The 13,924-nt window shown below is 68.2% G+C and carries 14 protein-coding genes and 5 pseudogenes; 10 read left to right on the top strand and 9 right to left on the bottom strand.

Annotated elements, in window-relative coordinates:
• Positions 1-96: 96 nt before the first annotated feature.
• Complete coding sequence (locus ACIGXP_RS33775; protein WP_399774901.1) at positions 97-603, bottom strand: NUDIX hydrolase; 507 nt, start codon at positions 601-603, stop codon at positions 97-99.
• A gap of 51 nt (positions 604-654) precedes the next feature.
• Between ACIGXP_RS33775 and ACIGXP_RS33780 the strand changes: the two are divergent.
• Positions 655-1,033 (top strand): annotated as a pseudogene (locus ACIGXP_RS33780) (IS5 family transposase); the annotation flags it as partial.
• Here the strand turns inward: ACIGXP_RS33780 and ACIGXP_RS33785 are convergent.
• Positions 957-1,247: a hypothetical protein gene (locus tag ACIGXP_RS33785; protein WP_399775269.1), complete on the bottom strand. Its 291-nt coding sequence runs from the start codon at positions 1,245-1,247 to the stop codon at positions 957-959. The pseudogene ACIGXP_RS33780 and the gene ACIGXP_RS33785 sit on opposite strands and share 77 nt — an antisense overlap.
• 353 nt (positions 1,248-1,600) lie before the next feature.
• Here ACIGXP_RS33785 and ACIGXP_RS33790 point away from each other — a divergent pair, with 353 nt between their 5' ends.
• Positions 1,601-2,740: an NUDIX hydrolase gene (locus ACIGXP_RS33790; RefSeq protein ID WP_399774904.1), complete on the top strand. Its 1,140-nt coding sequence runs from the start codon at positions 1,601-1,603 to the stop codon at positions 2,738-2,740.
• A 141-nt stretch (positions 2,741-2,881) separates the two neighbouring features.
• Positions 2,882-3,385, top strand: a complete 504-nt coding sequence (locus tag ACIGXP_RS33795; protein WP_399774906.1) for a hypothetical protein — start codon at positions 2,882-2,884, stop codon at positions 3,383-3,385.
• Positions 3,386-3,767: 382 nt separating this feature from the next.
• On the opposite strand, the pseudogene ACIGXP_RS33800 reads toward ACIGXP_RS33795, so the two are convergent.
• Positions 3,768-3,887, bottom strand: a pseudogene (locus ACIGXP_RS33800) (IS5/IS1182 family transposase); the annotation flags it as partial.
• An 84-nt stretch (positions 3,888-3,971) separates the two neighbouring features.
• On the opposite strand from ACIGXP_RS33800, the pseudogene ACIGXP_RS33805 reads away from it, so the two are divergent.
• From ACIGXP_RS33805 to ACIGXP_RS33820, 4 genes and pseudogenes are all read left to right on the top strand, one after another.
• A pseudogene (locus ACIGXP_RS33805) lies at positions 3,972-4,112 on the top strand (IS5/IS1182 family transposase); the annotation flags it as partial.
• Positions 4,113-4,115: 3 nt separating this feature from the next.
• A pseudogene (locus tag ACIGXP_RS33810) lies at positions 4,116-4,265 on the top strand (IS5/IS1182 family transposase); the annotation flags it as partial.
• A gap of 4 nt (positions 4,266-4,269) precedes the next feature.
• Positions 4,270-4,455, top strand: coding sequence for a hypothetical protein (locus ACIGXP_RS33815; protein ID WP_399775271.1), 186 nt, complete (start codon positions 4,270-4,272; stop codon positions 4,453-4,455).
• A 127-nt stretch (positions 4,456-4,582) separates the two neighbouring features.
• Positions 4,583-5,203: a LysE family translocator gene (locus ACIGXP_RS33820; protein WP_399774908.1), complete on the top strand. Its 621-nt coding sequence runs from the start codon at positions 4,583-4,585 to the stop codon at positions 5,201-5,203.
• A gap of 607 nt (positions 5,204-5,810) precedes the next feature.
• Here ACIGXP_RS33820 and ACIGXP_RS33825 read toward each other — a convergent pair.
• Positions 5,811-6,395 (bottom strand): TetR/AcrR family transcriptional regulator, encoded by a 585-nt coding sequence (locus tag ACIGXP_RS33825; RefSeq protein WP_399774910.1) that lies wholly within the window; start codon positions 6,393-6,395, stop codon positions 5,811-5,813.
• A gap of 127 nt (positions 6,396-6,522) precedes the next feature.
• Here ACIGXP_RS33825 and ACIGXP_RS33830 point away from each other — a divergent pair, with 127 nt between their 5' ends.
• Positions 6,523-7,431 (top strand): NmrA/HSCARG family protein, encoded by a 909-nt coding sequence (locus ACIGXP_RS33830; RefSeq protein WP_399774913.1) that lies wholly within the window; start codon positions 6,523-6,525, stop codon positions 7,429-7,431.
• A 90-nt stretch (positions 7,432-7,521) separates the two neighbouring features.
• Here ACIGXP_RS33830 and ACIGXP_RS33835 read toward each other — a convergent pair whose 3' ends face one another.
• Together ACIGXP_RS33835 and ACIGXP_RS33840 are read right to left on the bottom strand one after the other, a co-directional pair.
• A complete protein-coding gene (locus ACIGXP_RS33835; RefSeq protein WP_399774916.1) occupies positions 7,522-8,139 on the bottom strand; it encodes a hypothetical protein in 618 nt (205 codons plus the stop codon).
• Between the two features lie 197 nt (positions 8,140-8,336).
• The gene (locus ACIGXP_RS33840) at positions 8,337-8,780 is read right to left on the bottom strand and encodes a nuclear transport factor 2 family protein (RefSeq protein ID WP_399774919.1); all 444 of its coding nucleotides are present in this window, start codon (positions 8,778-8,780) and stop codon (positions 8,337-8,339) included.
• Between ACIGXP_RS33840 and ACIGXP_RS33845 the strand changes: the two genes are divergently transcribed.
• Positions 8,779-9,516: a TetR/AcrR family transcriptional regulator gene (locus ACIGXP_RS33845; protein WP_399774922.1), complete on the top strand. Its 738-nt coding sequence runs from the start codon at positions 8,779-8,781 to the stop codon at positions 9,514-9,516. The genes ACIGXP_RS33840 and ACIGXP_RS33845 overlap by 2 nt on opposite strands.
• Positions 9,517-10,841: 1,325 nt before the next feature.
• Here ACIGXP_RS33845 and ACIGXP_RS33850 read toward each other — a convergent pair.
• The 3 genes from ACIGXP_RS33850 to ACIGXP_RS33860 form a co-directional block, all read right to left on the bottom strand.
• On the bottom strand, positions 10,842-11,099 hold the full coding sequence (locus ACIGXP_RS33850) for a hypothetical protein (protein WP_399774924.1): 258 nt from the start codon (positions 11,097-11,099) through the stop codon (positions 10,842-10,844).
• A 235-nt stretch (positions 11,100-11,334) separates the two neighbouring features.
• Positions 11,335-12,894, bottom strand: coding sequence for a sigma factor-like helix-turn-helix DNA-binding protein (locus ACIGXP_RS33855; RefSeq protein WP_399774927.1), 1,560 nt, complete (start codon positions 12,892-12,894; stop codon positions 11,335-11,337).
• Positions 12,895-13,028: 134 nt separating this feature from the next.
• Complete coding sequence (locus tag ACIGXP_RS33860) at positions 13,029-13,235, bottom strand: hypothetical protein (protein ID WP_399774930.1); 207 nt, start codon at positions 13,233-13,235, stop codon at positions 13,029-13,031.
• A 376-nt stretch (positions 13,236-13,611) separates the two neighbouring features.
• Here ACIGXP_RS33860 and ACIGXP_RS33865 point away from each other — a divergent pair.
• Positions 13,612-13,897, top strand: a pseudogene (locus ACIGXP_RS33865) (integrase core domain-containing protein); the annotation flags it as partial.
• Positions 13,898-13,924 lie beyond the last annotated feature (27 nt).

Consider the following 13,924-nt stretch of genomic DNA (forward strand, 5'->3'; position numbering starts at 1 on the left):
ACCTCCGCGCGGTGAAGACTCGACACCTCCACCACACCGGAGGTCTTCGCCATGATCAAGCCCGACCAGCGTTAACAACGCTCGTGATCAATACAACTAGAGCATGTCCGGGCGGTCTTGTAGCGCCACGGCGACCAGGTCGTGGATGAGGAACTCCCCGGGGGCGCGGTTCTCCTTGAGCCGGTGCAGGTCTTCGGGGCCGAACCAGTCATAGGTGGTGTGCTTGGACCATTCCAGGGCGGGGTGGCCAAGATCGCCGTCGACCTCGACGAGGTAGTCGGCCTCGTGCCGCAGGCCGTCGCCGTCGTCGCCGGTCCAGGTAGTGACGCTGAGCAGGCACCGGACCCGGCGCAGACGCCACCCCGTCTCTTCCCGGACCTCCCGCACGAGCGTGTCCAGCAGGGTCTCGCCGGACTCGACGTGGCCGCCCACGATGTCCCAGCAGTCAGGGAAGAGCCGCCGGTCGGGGCTGCGTTTCTGGGCGAAGGCCCGGCCCTGCTCGTCGAGGATCACCGCTCCCACCGCCCACAGCTCGCCGTCGGAGGGGACGGGCATCTCGACGCCGCTGCTGATGACGACATCCGGGTGCTGGTCTGCTGCCATGGCCTCACTGTAGGGGCGTACCGATCAACCTCCTGGCGCGTTGACCGGAGCATGACGGGGCGAGGCAAGTGGTCGGACGGCCAGTGGGAGCGGCTTGAGCCGCTGCTGCCGGTGAGCAACGGCCCGTGCGGCCGCTGGCGCGACCACCGGCAGGTGATCAACTGGATACTGCACCGGATACGGACCGGGGTGCCGTGGCGGGACCTGCCGGAACGGTTCGGCCCCTGGAAGACGGCGTATGAGCGCCACCGCTGTGGTCGGCCGACGGTACCTGGGAGCGCCTGTTCCAGCAGACCCTGGCCGCCGCCGACGCCGAGGGCGGCATCGACTGGACATCTCGGTGGACTCCGCTGTCATGCGCGCCCACCAGGACGCGGCCGGCGCCCGCCGGACACCACCCTCGTCCCCCGGCTCTCCCGCTGAGCACCGCCCCCGTGCCCCATCGCCTTCGCGTAGCCGGTGCGGTTTTCGTCCTGGACGGGAAGTGCGGCCAGGGCGTCCGGGACGGGCAGGGTGATCGTGTCGCCGGTGGCGTGCCGTTGCACGGCGCGGGCGGATGCGGGCGGGACGGCGGCCGGGAAGACCAGGGTGGCAGGCGCGGACAGGACGGCCAGCACCGTCCGCACCGGGTGGATGCGACGCAAGCGGCTTCCTCTCGAAGATCACAACATCGGCGTGATCTTCGTAGCCGCTCCGTGAGGCCGGCTGCGGGGCGTTCAGCGCTGTGTCCCCCGCGCGGGCCGCAAGTCATACCGTCAAACACCGCCCGCAGCTTGGCCGATGGCCGGGGGCGGCTCGGTCGTTGGTCGTTCGGATGGTGCATCCCGATCGAAGGGCCCTGGTGTCGCGACAGGCGTGGCCGTCAACCTCCCCTGGTTCTTTTCATTCTGAGACTTTGTCGGGAAACCGGCTCTCACCTCGGACAACGGCCGGGTTCTTGTCAGGGAGGCTCTATTGGGAGTTCGGATCGGCGGTGTTCGGCTGGCACAGTCTCGTTATGCGTATCTCCACCAAGGGCTCCGTCGCTCTCATCGGGAGCTTCCGCCAGCACTACCCCGAAGTCTTGGCAGCCGCCCGGACCTTCGCGAAAGCCGGGCTGACCGTGAAGAGCCCGCCGGACTGCCAGATCGTCAACCACGAGGACGAGTTCGTGCGCTTCGCCTCCGACCCGCCCGAGTCCTCGAACCACGACCTCCAGGCGGCGACCCTTGCGAAGATCTTCACCTCGGACCTGGTGTACGTCGTGAATCCCGGCGGATACATCGGTCGCACCACCGCGTACGAACTGGGGCGCGTCCACGAACGCGGCATGGCCGTCTACTACGCGGAGCCGCCGAAGGACCTGCCCATCGACGTCCCGGAGGGAACCGTCGTCGATGCGCGCCGCTTGGTGGAGATCATCGCCGGGAGCGATCCGGGACCCGCTCCGGTCAGGCGGCCACGGGTCGCGGCGCAGCCGACGGCCGACATCGTGATCTTCACGATCCGCTCGGAGCAGCTGCGGGTCCTGCTCGTGAGGCGCGGCAAGAAGCCGTATCGCGGGATGCTCGCTCTGCCCGGCGGATTCGTCCGGCCGGGAGAGTCCCTGGAGGACACGGCGAAGCGGGAACTCCGGGAGGAGACCGGGCTGAACGGCTCCGGGATCCGGTTGGAACAACTGCACACGTACTCGCACCCGGAGCGTGACCCCCGGGGCCGGATCATCTCGACCGCCTTTCTGGCGGTCATGCCGGATCCTCCGGAGGTGACCGGCGCGAGCGACGCCCGCGAGGCTGACTGGGTCGAGGTCGAGGAATCGCTGTGGGGCCCCAACAGCAGCCTCGCCTTCGACCATGGCGAGATTCTCCGGCGCGGGCTTGAACACCTCCGGACCCGGCTGGAACACACCACCGTCGCCACCGCCTTCTGCGACGACCTCTTCACCATCACTGACCTGCGCAAGGTCTACGAGGCCGTGTGGGGCTGCGAGCTCAACGCGGGGAACTTCTACCGCAAGGTCGTGGACGAGACTCAGGGTTTCGTGCTCAAGACCGGCAAGGTGCGCAGGTCAGGGCCCGGGAAACCGCCTGCCCTGTTCCGCCGGGGCACGGCGGACCTGCTGTACCCCCCGTATCTGCGCGGCCGCCGCATCCCCTAGAACACCGCGGCCCCGGACTGTGCGAGAGACCGAGGCCGCGGCCGGAACACACCGTTGCACCGGTGTGGAGAACACCGACGCTCACCAGATCCTGTGGAAGAGGCGACCTGGTGAGCATCCATCCTCAGGAAGGACAACACCATGCTGCCGCTTTCTTCTTCCAGTTCTTCTTCCGGCGCCGGCGATTTCTCCTCCTCCTGGACCTGGGGGGCGGTGATCGCCCTCGTCGCCCTGGTCGTCAGCACCTGGCTCGTCGTCAACCACCGCCGCCACGACCAGATCCTCCAGTGGCACCAGCCCGACTACGACACGGCGAGCGATGCGCTCCTCGTGCTGAACCGGCTGTCGCTCACGACGGCCGTCGATGGCCTCACGGACGAGTTGCGCGAGCTGGTCGATGTGGTCAGCCGGCTCAGGATCGCCGAACAGCGCTCCCCGGACCTTCCGTTCGGTGTGGTCGTAGCGGAGCTGGAGGGCTACCGAGCGAACGTGCTGCCGCGGAACCACGCAGACAAGCTCGCCGCGGACGGGAGCCTGCTCGACGACCACCTCGCTCTCGCCCGCGTGCAGGGCATCAGGCTCGAAGCCGCGCGCACCGCGATCGTCCACGTACAGCGGGAGATCGAGAAGCGGACACGCAATTAGAGTCCGGCAGAGCCGGGCGATGCGTGAGCTTGTCCTGCCGCGCCCGGTCGGCCGGACCGCGCGCGTGTGCGCGAGGACGGCCCGCTGCACGGGGAACAGCGGGGGAAGTCCCGCCGCGGAGGCCGATGACGGGCACGAGTTCCTCGCACGCCCTGACGAGCGCGGCCCCATCCGCAGCCGCTCGTCCGGTGCGACGCGGCAGCGGTCGGCCCGGCGTGCGGCGTACGCGGCGGCATTGTCGATCTGGTCGCCCCGGCTGACGGAGGCGGGCAGGGGGATGAGGACAGCGGGGACGCCCTCTGGGCGCGGTCGATTAGGTTGCGAGCAATATAGGGCCGCTGTGGTCGACCACAGCGTCACCGCCACGACAGAGGCACTGCGCCTCGTCAGGCGTGTCCTGCGTTCCCCGGCCCTGAGGCCGCACCTTCGACGGCGGGATCAGTGGCCCCGCGATCTCCCGCAGGCCGTCCGGAACTATCCAACTCCACGTACCCCGCCCCATGAACGGACCAACGTCCGCATCACCACGTAGGACACCGTCTTGGATGCCATTTCAGTTGGCGTGATCTTGCGGCCGTCCGTGGTGGTGACTGCAGCGCTTGTCGAGCGGATGGCGCCGGAAGGCCTGTGGACGTTGTGCCAGCGGGTGGTGCCGCCGGCATCGGTGCGTCCGCAGGGTGGAGGGCATCGTCGGCGAGGGGACCGCGAGGTGCCGGCTGCGATCATCTGTCGATTCACTGAGTGGACCGAGGCCCGGGTGTGGGCCAAGCTCCACCGCCTGGTCCTGGACGAACTCGGACCCCGGGGCGGGCTGGACTGGTCACGGTGCGCGATCGACTCCGTCTGCGTCCGCGCCCTCAAAGGGGCCCCGGCTGAGCCTGGGTATGGGCTACGACTACCGCGTCGTTCACGATGACCTGGCCTCCCGGAAAGTAGTCGCCCAGATCGCCGAACGAGGCGCCAAGACGCCCATCCCGGCCAACAACCGCTGGGTGGTGGAGCGCACGCCGCCGGCGATGCGTGGCATCTCCTCGCCCTGGCCGCCGCCGTCATCACCGTCCGCAGCCTGATCCGCCGCGCCTGGTTCACTCACCGCTGGCATACCCGCTCCCGCGGCCACCGCATCCGATGGTCTCGCCCCCGTCCGCCAAGGGGGCCTATGGACATGATCGGCAGCGGGACTCCACGATGAGGCGCATGCTGAGCACCCTCTTCGCCTTTATCGGCGCCTGCACCCTGATCGCGGCCTCGCCCGGCCCGAGCACGATGCTGATCATCCGACAGTCCCTGCGCAGCCGGCGTGCCGGTTTCCTCACTGTGCTGGGCAATGAGACTGGCGTCTTCATTTGGGGTGTCATTGCGGCACTCGGGCTCACCGCACTGCTCGCGGCCTCCCAGTTGGCGTACGACATCATGCGGATCGTCGGTGCCGTGACGCTGGTCGGCTTCGGTATCAAGACGCTGCTGGACGCCCGTGGCGAGCAGGGAGAAGAGGAGAGCCAGGATGCACAGGCTCTGCGCTCGGGCTGGGCTTCGTACCGCTCGGGCCTCCTGCTGAACCTCGCCAACCCCAAGGCGGCAGTGTTCGCGATGTCCTTCCTGCCACAGTTCGTGCCCGCAGGCGCCCCTCATCTGCCCACCATGATCGGCCTGGCGGCCATCTGGGCCGTCTTCGAGGTCGGCTACTACGGACTATATGTATGGTTCGTCGGCCGAATGAAGAAGATCATCTCCCGGGCCAAGGTACGCCAGCGCCTCGAGCGGGTCTCCGGCAGTGTGCTGGTCCTCCTTGGTGTTCGGATGGCCATCGAGAGCTGACGACGGCTGACACCGTGGTCAAGTCCGACCGGACCGCCGAGGCGTAACGTGCTCAACCGTTGTTCCTGTCACTACCTACTGGCGAAGGCTCTGAGGCATACGGCAATGCCTACCTGCGGCGCTGGCTGTGCGAGCGTGGCATTCGTCATCGCATCGCCGGGTGCCGTCGCCTGCATCGCCGCTACGCGCCTCCATGGACGGGGCCAGGGAAGCGGCGAAAGCGGAGGCTTCCTCAGCCATCCTCCAGCTCATCGGGAAGTGGATCAGCGGCCCCCTGGCCTCGCGGATCAACAGGCCGGCAGGCCAGGGCGAGGCGTCGTTCTCGTCCCCAGTCGCGTCACAGCACCGTTCAAGAAGCGCGGCGACGTAGCCGGCGATGCGCTCGGTCGGCGGCTGGTCGGTGTCCGCTTCGATGTACCGGTCGTAGAGGTCGTTGAAGACCCGGCCAGTGGTCTTGTCGTCCGCCGGCCTCTCGCCCTCCCAAACCGCCAGGTCGTAGCTCAGGCCCGGAGGTTCTCACACGGCACCCACAACCGGCCTCGGCCAGCTCCCGGCAGCCAAAGGAACCGGTGTCCGAACGACAAGCCGAGACCGTGTCCTACATGGTCTAAGGGTGCTGCCGATGCCGCAAGCCGTCCATCACCACGGCCAGAAGTTGATCGGCCTGCTGTTCGCTGTCGGATTCGCCTTCGGCGACGAAGGCCACGGCGTTGACGAGCTTGAGTACCTGGCCCACTGTGACGTCGGTGCGGATCGTATCGGCCTGCTGGGCCCGGTCGAGCAGGGCTGCCGCAGCGGCGTACATCGTCTCCCGGCACCAGGACACGTCGGAGCCCTCATCGCGCAGGGCAATCACCAGTGCCGTGGCCAGGCTGCGTGACGTGCTCCCCTGCATGACGAGTTCCCGAAGCCAGGTCGCCAGCCCCTCATCCGGGGACCGTGCGGCGAGCAGTTCTTGCGACCGTGCGTACAGGGCCTCGATCTGGTCTCGGTGCACGGCCTGCAGCAATGCCTCCCGGGTGGGGAAGCGGCGGTAGAGAGTGGCGTTCCCGACGCCGGCGTGGCGGGCGATGTCGTCCATGGGGACGTCGACTCCCCGCGCGGCGAAGACTTCGCGAGCGGCGCTGACCAGTCGTTCGTAGTTGCGCCGTGCGTCGGCCCGGAGCGCGGGCTGGGGTGGAGGTGTGGTCATGGCGCCCTCTGTTTACGAACTGGGGAGACTCCCCATATAGTACCAGTACGTAACTGGGGACACTCCCCAGTTGAAGCGGCTCTCGCTTCCGAGCCCGGCAACGTCCGGCGCTCTTCCGGAGGTAGAAATGACGACATCGAATCCCACAGTGCTGGTGACCGGGGCTACCGGCCTGCAGGGCGGCGCCACGGCGCGGCAGTTGCTGGCCGCCGGCTGGCAGGTGCGAGCCCTCGTCCGCGACCCGGCCGCCCCCCGGGCCCAAGCGCTGGTGCAGGCCGGCGCCGAGACCGTCCCGGGAGACATGGGAAACCGCCCTTCGCTCGATTCGGCGATGCGGGGCGTGCACGGCGTCTTCAGTGTTCAACCGACCGTCGGCTATCCCGGCACCCCGGCCGGCTTCACCGTGGAAGATGAGATCCATTTGGGCATGAATGTGATCGAAGCGGCAATCGACGCCGATGTCCGGCACCTCGTCTACGCCTCGGTCGCCGGCGCCGAGCGCTCAACGGGTATCCGCCGCTGGGAGAGTAAATGGCACATCGAGGGGCGCATCGGTGCCCTGGGTCTGCCCGCCACCATCCTGCGTCCCGTCCGGTTCATGGAAAACCACTTCGACCCGACCCTGGGGGTTCACGATGGCGTACTCGCCGATGTGATCAAGCCGGAGGTGCCCGTCCAACTCATCGCCGGCACGGATATCGGTGCTTTCGCGGCCCTGGCGTTCACCAACCCTGACCAGTACATCGGCCAGGCACTCGAGATCGCCGGTGATGAACTGACGCTCCCGCAGATCGTCGACGCGATCAGCCGCACCACCGGAGTCGCCATCACCTACCGGGCGATCCCTCGCGAGGTCCTCACGGGGCTCGATCCGGACGCCCGCGCCGGCTACGACTTCGCCAATCACAAGGGCGGCTGGCAGGCTGACATTCCCAAGCTGCGAAGCCTGCACCCGGCTCTGATGGACTTCGACACCTGGCTGCGCAAGGAAGGTAAGACGCAGTTCGACGCGCTGTTCCGTGATCGGCCCGCCTGACGTGACCTGCTGCCACCGAACGGCCTTCTGTCCTCACGCACCGATGATCAGCGGCTCTGCGTACTTGTGCCCGCTTCAGCCCTTAGAGGTTCATGGTCGCGGGCCAGGCACCCGCACCGGCAGGGGCACGTCACGGTACTCGTTCGCCTTGCGGTGCTTGAGCGGGGCGTACCGGCCGGTGGTCTGGTTGACCTGCTCCGCGACCCGGTAGACATCATCGGCCACGATGTCACGGAGGTTGACCGCAGCCGCCTCGCCATTACGCAGACCACAGCCGCTCATCAGGTCCGCGATCAGCAAGAAGCGGTCGTCGCCGGCAACACGTATCCGCCGCAACTGCTCCACCGAGGGGATGACTGCGCGCTCGGGGTCGTACTGCGGCGCTTTGACACCCCTAATACTCCAGCGGTAGATCATGATCTCGCTGGTGGGGGCTGGGGCGGACATGGGTGCGGCGGCAGGCGAGGTCCGTGCGGACGCCCTGTCCAAGAAACGCCCCAGGCAGGCCTGGCAGAAACTGTCTGCCGGGGTGGGCGAGTAGCAGCGGTAGTAGGCGAGTTCGCCGGTGGCGCGGTTGCGGCGGATCAGCAGGTGGCGGTAGCCGTGGGCCGGGTTGGGCAGGTCGATGTGGGCCCAATCGTAGAAGCGCTGTCCCTTGGCTGGATGGGCACCAGCTCCGCCGCTGACATCCTGGTCCCGCTGGGTCACCCTCGCCCTGCTCGCGCACGCCTTCCTGGCGGTCGTCCGTGCCGACGAAGGAGCCTGCCATCCCGTGCCGGACAACCTGATCCCGCTCACCTGCAAACCCCGAGCAAGCCACTACCACTGCCAGGCTGCCGCCCCAACGTGATCAGCGGACTGCATGAGCCATGTTCGGCGCAGCCTGACGTGCCGTCATGTACCGGTCACCCTTGCTGGTCCAGCGCGGCGAGCAACTGGCTCGCGCGTCCGTCCGCCGCGGCGAAGGCGAGGTGGTCGTGGTAGTCGCGGGTCTCGATGATCAGGCCGTCCCTCACGCGGAGGACCTGGATGTTGGCGGTGCGGAAGGTGCGGCCAGTGGCGGGGTACAGGCCCTCGTAGTCGAACTCGGCGATCACCACTTCGGGGTCGTCGGTCTCGTGGATGCGGATGTTCTCGGTACGTAGGCGAACCGCGTCAGAGGCCTCCAGGGCGTCGAAGCGCTTACGGAGCTCCGCCCGGCCGTGGATGCGGCGTGGAGGAACTGGCGAGAAGACGATCTCCACCTCGGCGTCCTCCGCGTAGAGCTCGGGGAGTTCGCTCCACTTGCCCGCCGAGATGAGACCCGTCAATTGCCCGAAGATGTCGCGGGGCGTAGCTGGTGCAGACATGGCTGACCTCCGTGATCCCGCCGCCTATAATCGGATAGGCGACTCCGGTTCCGACGATACGGATACGCGACTCCGTTTGTCCAGGCATGGTGAGGACCACTTGACGACAGATCAGACTTCCCCCGCCACAGGCGTGAAGCCCTTGCGCGCCGACGCCCGGCGAAACCGCGCGCGGCTGCTGGAGGTCGCCGAGGCGGTCTTCACTGAGCGGGGTACGGGCGCCTCGACGGAGGAGATCGCCCGGGAGGCGAAGGTCGGCATTGCCACCGTGTTCCGACATTTCCCCACCAAGGAAGCCCTGCTCGAAGCGGTGCTCGTCCGGCGATTGGAACGGCTGGCCGAGGAGGGGCGCCGCCTGATGGTCGAGACCGGGCCGACGCACGCTCTCTTCGCGTTCTTCGACCTGGTACTGGATCAGTCTCCGGTCAAGAATGCCTTCGCTGCGGCGCTCGCGGACGCGGGAGTCGATGTGCGGGCCGCTACCTCTGAGGCCGGGCGAGCCCTGCGCGAGGTGCTCACCGCGCTCCTCGACGGCGCCCAGCAGGCTGGTGTGGTGCGACGGGACCTGGAGGTACCGGAGTTGACGGCGATCCTGGTGGGCACCTGCCGCATGCTGGAGCACCTGGACGGTCACCCGGAGTCCGCGAAGCGGGCCCGAGCGGTCGTCCGCGACGGGCTGAAGGCGTGCGCCGGGAGCCCGGAAGGGCCTGTGCCTCAAGGACGTGCCCACTCCTGAAGGAGGAACGGGCAGCCTTCGCTCCGGGCGGTCTGAAACTGTCAGGATCACGATCTACCGCTGGAGTATTAGGTGTCGTCGCCCCACCGTTTCGCGAGGGCCCGCACGATCACACCGGTCACCGCCGCAATCTGTTTCCTGGACATGATCAAGTCCTTTCGAGAGAGGGGAGAGACGCCCGTGTTGGCATCGTGGACTCACAGAAGCAGGCCAAAGCCGGAGGTGACAACGGGCAAAGAGGCGCTTGCAAGTTAGAGCAGCCCGGGCCGGGAGTACTCGGCTCCTCCTGTCGCCCACTGCGACTGCGTGGGGCGATGAGGCAACTCAGCCGTCTCTCCCCCCGGTGGACGGTGTGTGCGAGTGATCGTGATCAGGACGGCACGCTATCAGCACTGCACCGGTCGACCCGGCCCAACGGTTGAGGCGTTGGGGGGCCATGACCTGGAGCCCGTCGTGGATCTCCCGGCGCAGGTGAGGGCTGGCCAGGTAGTCGCACGCGAAGATCGTGCGGACCGGGGCCGGTGAGCGGCACCAAGTCGTTTTCAGCGCCACCCACGGTCCTGTCGATCTCCGAAGCCGTCTCCCCGGTTCAGGAGAGGCCATAGCAACACGCAGCGCGACTCTCATGAATGCAGTTGAGAGAGAGTTCTGCGAGAACCCCCGAGACGATCGAACCAACGACCGAACTCGGGAACCGGGGGCGCGCTCCGGCTGCCGCGCGCCCGGGTGGTGCCCCTGTCCGCCGTTCCGGCGTCATACGCCGCGGCGGTCGAGCGGTACCTGACCGAAGCCGGCATCGCGAAGTCCTTCGCGCGGATCTACCGGATCTCGCTGATGACGTGGGGTGGATGGTCGCCGGGCAGCCGGCGCCGACGGGGCGGGCCCGCCGCGGCGCGAAGCCGCCCGCCGTCCCCGTCATCGATGACCCCGCGCTGCCGCAGGTGCTTACCGAGCTGGCCGCCGCACGGGCGGACGAGATGGACGCCGACACCGTCAACCGGGAGCTGTCCATCGCGCGCAAGGCGATCGGCTGGTGGCAGCGGCAGGGCAGGATCACCTGCGATCCGACGATCGGCATCGAGCGGCGCCCGGCCCCGCCGGACCGCGCAAAGGCTCTGGCGGAGAGTCAGATGGCCGCCCTGTGGCGGCTGGACGCGTCACTGGGGGAGAAGACCTTCTGGAAGATGCTCTACGAATCGGCGGCCCGGCCCGACGAGGTGCTATGCCTGAACGTGGAGGACCCGTACCCGCAGGACAAGCGCGGCAAGATCACCGCTACGACGTGGGCCGCCGGAAGTGCATCCCGGCGGCCCCTCCGGTCGCACTCAGCTTCCGAACACCCATGCCAGGACGGCGGTGGCGGTCGCGGCCAGGGCCGCCAGGGCGCTCCAGATCACGGACGTGCGGTGCCAGAACGGCGGACCGACGTCCGGCTCGGCGACGGCGGGCGCGGCGATCTCGCTCCGCGATCCGTGGTCGGTGCTTGCGATCGTGGTCGCCACGACCAGCCGTGCCGGGCCCTCGACCGTGATGTTGACGGCTGCTGCGTGAGGCGCGACGCGCGCGTTACGGTTGTCGGTCAAGTGGTTCTCCGTTCGGGACTGCTTGGGCCGAGGCCGGGCCTGTTCAAGGGATGCCTCCTCGGTGTTCGATGCGCCGGGGGTCGCAGTGGCGCTGCGGCCCCCGACGTGCGGAATCGGTTTCTGGTGTGTCGTTCGTGTGCGGTCACTGCCGACTTCGCCGTTCCCTGCCCGCACGGTGGCCCTCGCGCAGTTGTGACGGACGGTGACCGATGGGTGCCGAGCCCTGCCCAGGAGCTCACCATGACAGCTGATCGTCACTGGTGCGCAGGCCGAGTCTTCTCGCCAGACGCCCTCTGGCCAGCCGCTCGTAGTAGCGAACGGTCGTCGGGCCGACTCCAAGCAGTTCGGAGATCTGCCCGGTGCCGCAGCCCAGCACGTACCGCAGCACGATCACGTCGAACTGACGCTCCGGCAGTTCCGCGATGGCGCTGAAGAGGCCGAGATCGCTGGTCATTCCGTCGAGGGTGGCCCGGGCGCCCCGCATGGCCTGTGCCACCACATGGTCCCGTGAGACGATTCCAGCCCGCTCGGCCACACTGCGCCGCAACACCTTCCAGGCCCAGGCAGCGGGCTCCGAGCGGCCCAGGAAGACCTCCCACTCGTTCAGGATGGTGAGAAAGGTGCCATGTACCGCCTCCTGGGCCAGTTCCTCCCGCAGATGCAGGCGGGCGTACTTGGTGTACGCCTCCGCGTTCATCAGGAAGAACGCCTGGAAGTCGAGCGGTAGTCTGACTGCCTGCTCACCTCTGACGTCAGAGGGCACGAGTGTCGCGACCGGTGCCGATCCGGGGTGCGCCTGCGCGTCGTTCCGTGTGGGCTGGACGCCTGGCGCCAGCGGCATCCCGGCCGTGTTCGCGGGCCCTCGATGCGCGGACCCCCCGCCCTCCCCGGCGATCGGTTCCGGGCAGGGGCTGCTTCCGGCGGGCCTTTCTGCCTCTGTGCCGTCGCACCCGGCGACGGGGGGCACGTCCTCCGCGGGCAGTGTCATGGGGATCGCCTTCGGCGCGGGCGACTCGTGGGCCTTGCCGTCGGGCGGCTCATGCGGTTCAGTCAGCTTCTTCCCCACCGCCTCGGACGCCGATAACGCGCGGAGCAGGGTCTCGTAGCGCTCAACCAACGCGTCCCGTTCGGCGCGGAGCGCGGTGAGTTCCCTGGTCATCGCGCTCAGGATGCGATGTAGGTCGGCCACGTTGTCCGGCCGCAAGCCACGGCCGGGATTCCTCCTGACACCGTGAACCGGTGGGGTGGGCTGCGGCAGTGCCATCGGGGTCGGCGCGCCGGGCGCCGTACCGACCCCCTCGGGGCGAAACTGGCCGCCGCCGTTGAGGATCTGACGTGCCTGCCGTGCCCTGGCCGGCGCGTCCGCGGCGGAGAAGCAGACCGCGGCCACGGCATCGACGAACTCGCCGGTGAGATTGAGCCCGGCCAGTCGGTCGGCGACCGTCGCCCGGCTCGGCACCGGCCCCTTGCCGACGGACCCGTCGGCCATTGCCGAGTGCAGGGCCGTCACGGTCAGGTCTGCCGCATCCATCCACGTACGCACCAGGGCCGCAGCCTGGTACTCCTGTGGACTGGTGCCCTTCAGAGGGCCCCAAGGCCGAGTCCGCCGCCCTGCCATCCACTCCTCCTCGCGCTCACCGGGAGCACAAGTCTGGATGAGGGTAGAGATGTCTACGAGTTGTCCAGCAAGATTGCCAGACAACCTGGGCGGCCTTGAGGCAGTTTTCGTGTGACGGGCGGGGATCGCGTCCGGCGCGCCGTCCAGGTGGCGGGTGCCGGCGCAGCGACTCAGCATGGCCGCGACGCTACCGAGCCGCTCACGGCCACCGCACCGTTCCCCGAGATCACCCCAGATCAGGGGCTACCGCTCGGCTTGGCGCTGTGTTCTCGGCGAGAACTGCCCTTCTCGTAGCCCAGGTGCTCGGTCAGCTACGCCTCCAAGGCGCCCTCCAGGGCGCGTTTCACCAGTCCGGCCAGCAGCCCGCCCTCACCGACCAGGTTCACCCCCTCCCTGCGGGCCCGCTCGATCAGCTGCTCGGCCACGTCCTGGTCCAGCTGGGCCGCTCGCGCCAACTCCGCACCCGTTCTCACGCTGTCCGCGACGCTCCCGCGCGGGCCATCGCCCTTGATCGCCATGGTGATATGCAGGACAGTCCCGGCATGGGGGGATCGTGTCTGTCGCCTCGCAGCCGCATGATTGACCGGCCCTCACTGCCCGATGCAGCGTCGCCTGTTCGGCCCTGGTGCGTGCGAACGCTCACGCCCGCCGCTTGAGCGCTCGGCTGCGGCAAGATCGCATTCATGGACCCACAGGTGATAGCAGCAGTCGTCGCCAGCGCGGCCTTTCAGATTCGGCTCGCCGCTCGCCAGAGGGACCGGGACAATTCCGACGCTGCCTCCGTGCAGGCGGCCCGTGATGAGCACGTTCACCTCACCACAGCCCTCAACGCATACGTGACCGAAGCTCGGACCACTTGAATGGCGACAACGCCGGGCGGTAACCGCCCCTTGGCGGGCAGGGATTGGCTACGACTACGTCCACGCCGCCGTCGATGACCACTCCCGCCTGGCCCATGCCGAGATCCACGCCGATGAGAAGGCACTGCCCCTGGACAAACGGCAAGATCGAACGCTTCAACCGCACCCTGCAAACCGAATGGTCCTACCGCCGGGTGTTCACCAGCAACACCGAACGCAACCACGCGCCGGCGCCATGGCTGACCTTCTACGACACACGACGCCGACACACCGCGCTCGCAGGCCAGCCCCGGATCAGCCGACTGTCACCGAAGTCATGACCGAGTACATCTAGGGCCTGTCCGGCG

It is taken from the genome of Streptomyces sp. NPDC053069 (assembly GCF_044546895.1).
Taxonomy (GTDB): domain Bacteria; phylum Actinomycetota; class Actinomycetes; order Streptomycetales; family Streptomycetaceae; genus Streptomyces.

What these genes read in the sequence shown, in the direction of transcription:
- ACIGXP_RS33775 (WP_399774901.1), bottom strand. Translation starts at nt 603, where the DNA reads ATGGCAGCAGACCAGCACCCGGATGTCGTCATCAGCAGCGGCGTCGAG.
- ACIGXP_RS33790 (WP_399774904.1), top strand. Translation starts at nt 1,601, where the DNA reads ATGCGTATCTCCACCAAGGGCTCCGTCGCTCTCATCGGGAGCTTCCGC.
- ACIGXP_RS33795 (WP_399774906.1), top strand. Translation starts at nt 2,882, where the DNA reads ATGCTGCCGCTTTCTTCTTCCAGTTCTTCTTCCGGCGCCGGCGATTTC.
- ACIGXP_RS33815 (WP_399775271.1), top strand. Translation starts at nt 4,270, where the DNA reads ATGGGCTACGACTACCGCGTCGTTCACGATGACCTGGCCTCCCGGAAA.
- ACIGXP_RS33820 (WP_399774908.1), top strand. Translation starts at nt 4,583, where the DNA reads ATGCTGAGCACCCTCTTCGCCTTTATCGGCGCCTGCACCCTGATCGCG.
- ACIGXP_RS33825 (WP_399774910.1), bottom strand. Translation starts at nt 6,395, where the DNA reads ATGACCACACCTCCACCCCAGCCCGCGCTCCGGGCCGACGCACGGCGC.
- ACIGXP_RS33830 (WP_399774913.1), top strand. Translation starts at nt 6,523, where the DNA reads ATGACGACATCGAATCCCACAGTGCTGGTGACCGGGGCTACCGGCCTG.
- ACIGXP_RS33845 (WP_399774922.1), top strand. Translation starts at nt 8,779, where the DNA reads ATGGCTGACCTCCGTGATCCCGCCGCCTATAATCGGATAGGCGACTCC.
- ACIGXP_RS33840 (WP_399774919.1), bottom strand. Translation starts at nt 8,780, where the DNA reads ATGTCTGCACCAGCTACGCCCCGCGACATCTTCGGGCAATTGACGGGT.
- ACIGXP_RS33855 (WP_399774927.1), bottom strand. Translation starts at nt 12,894, where the DNA reads ATGCTGAGTCGCTGCGCCGGCACCCGCCACCTGGACGGCGCGCCGGAC.
- ACIGXP_RS33860 (WP_399774930.1), bottom strand. Translation starts at nt 13,235, where the DNA reads ATGGCGATCAAGGGCGATGGCCCGCGCGGGAGCGTCGCGGACAGCGTG.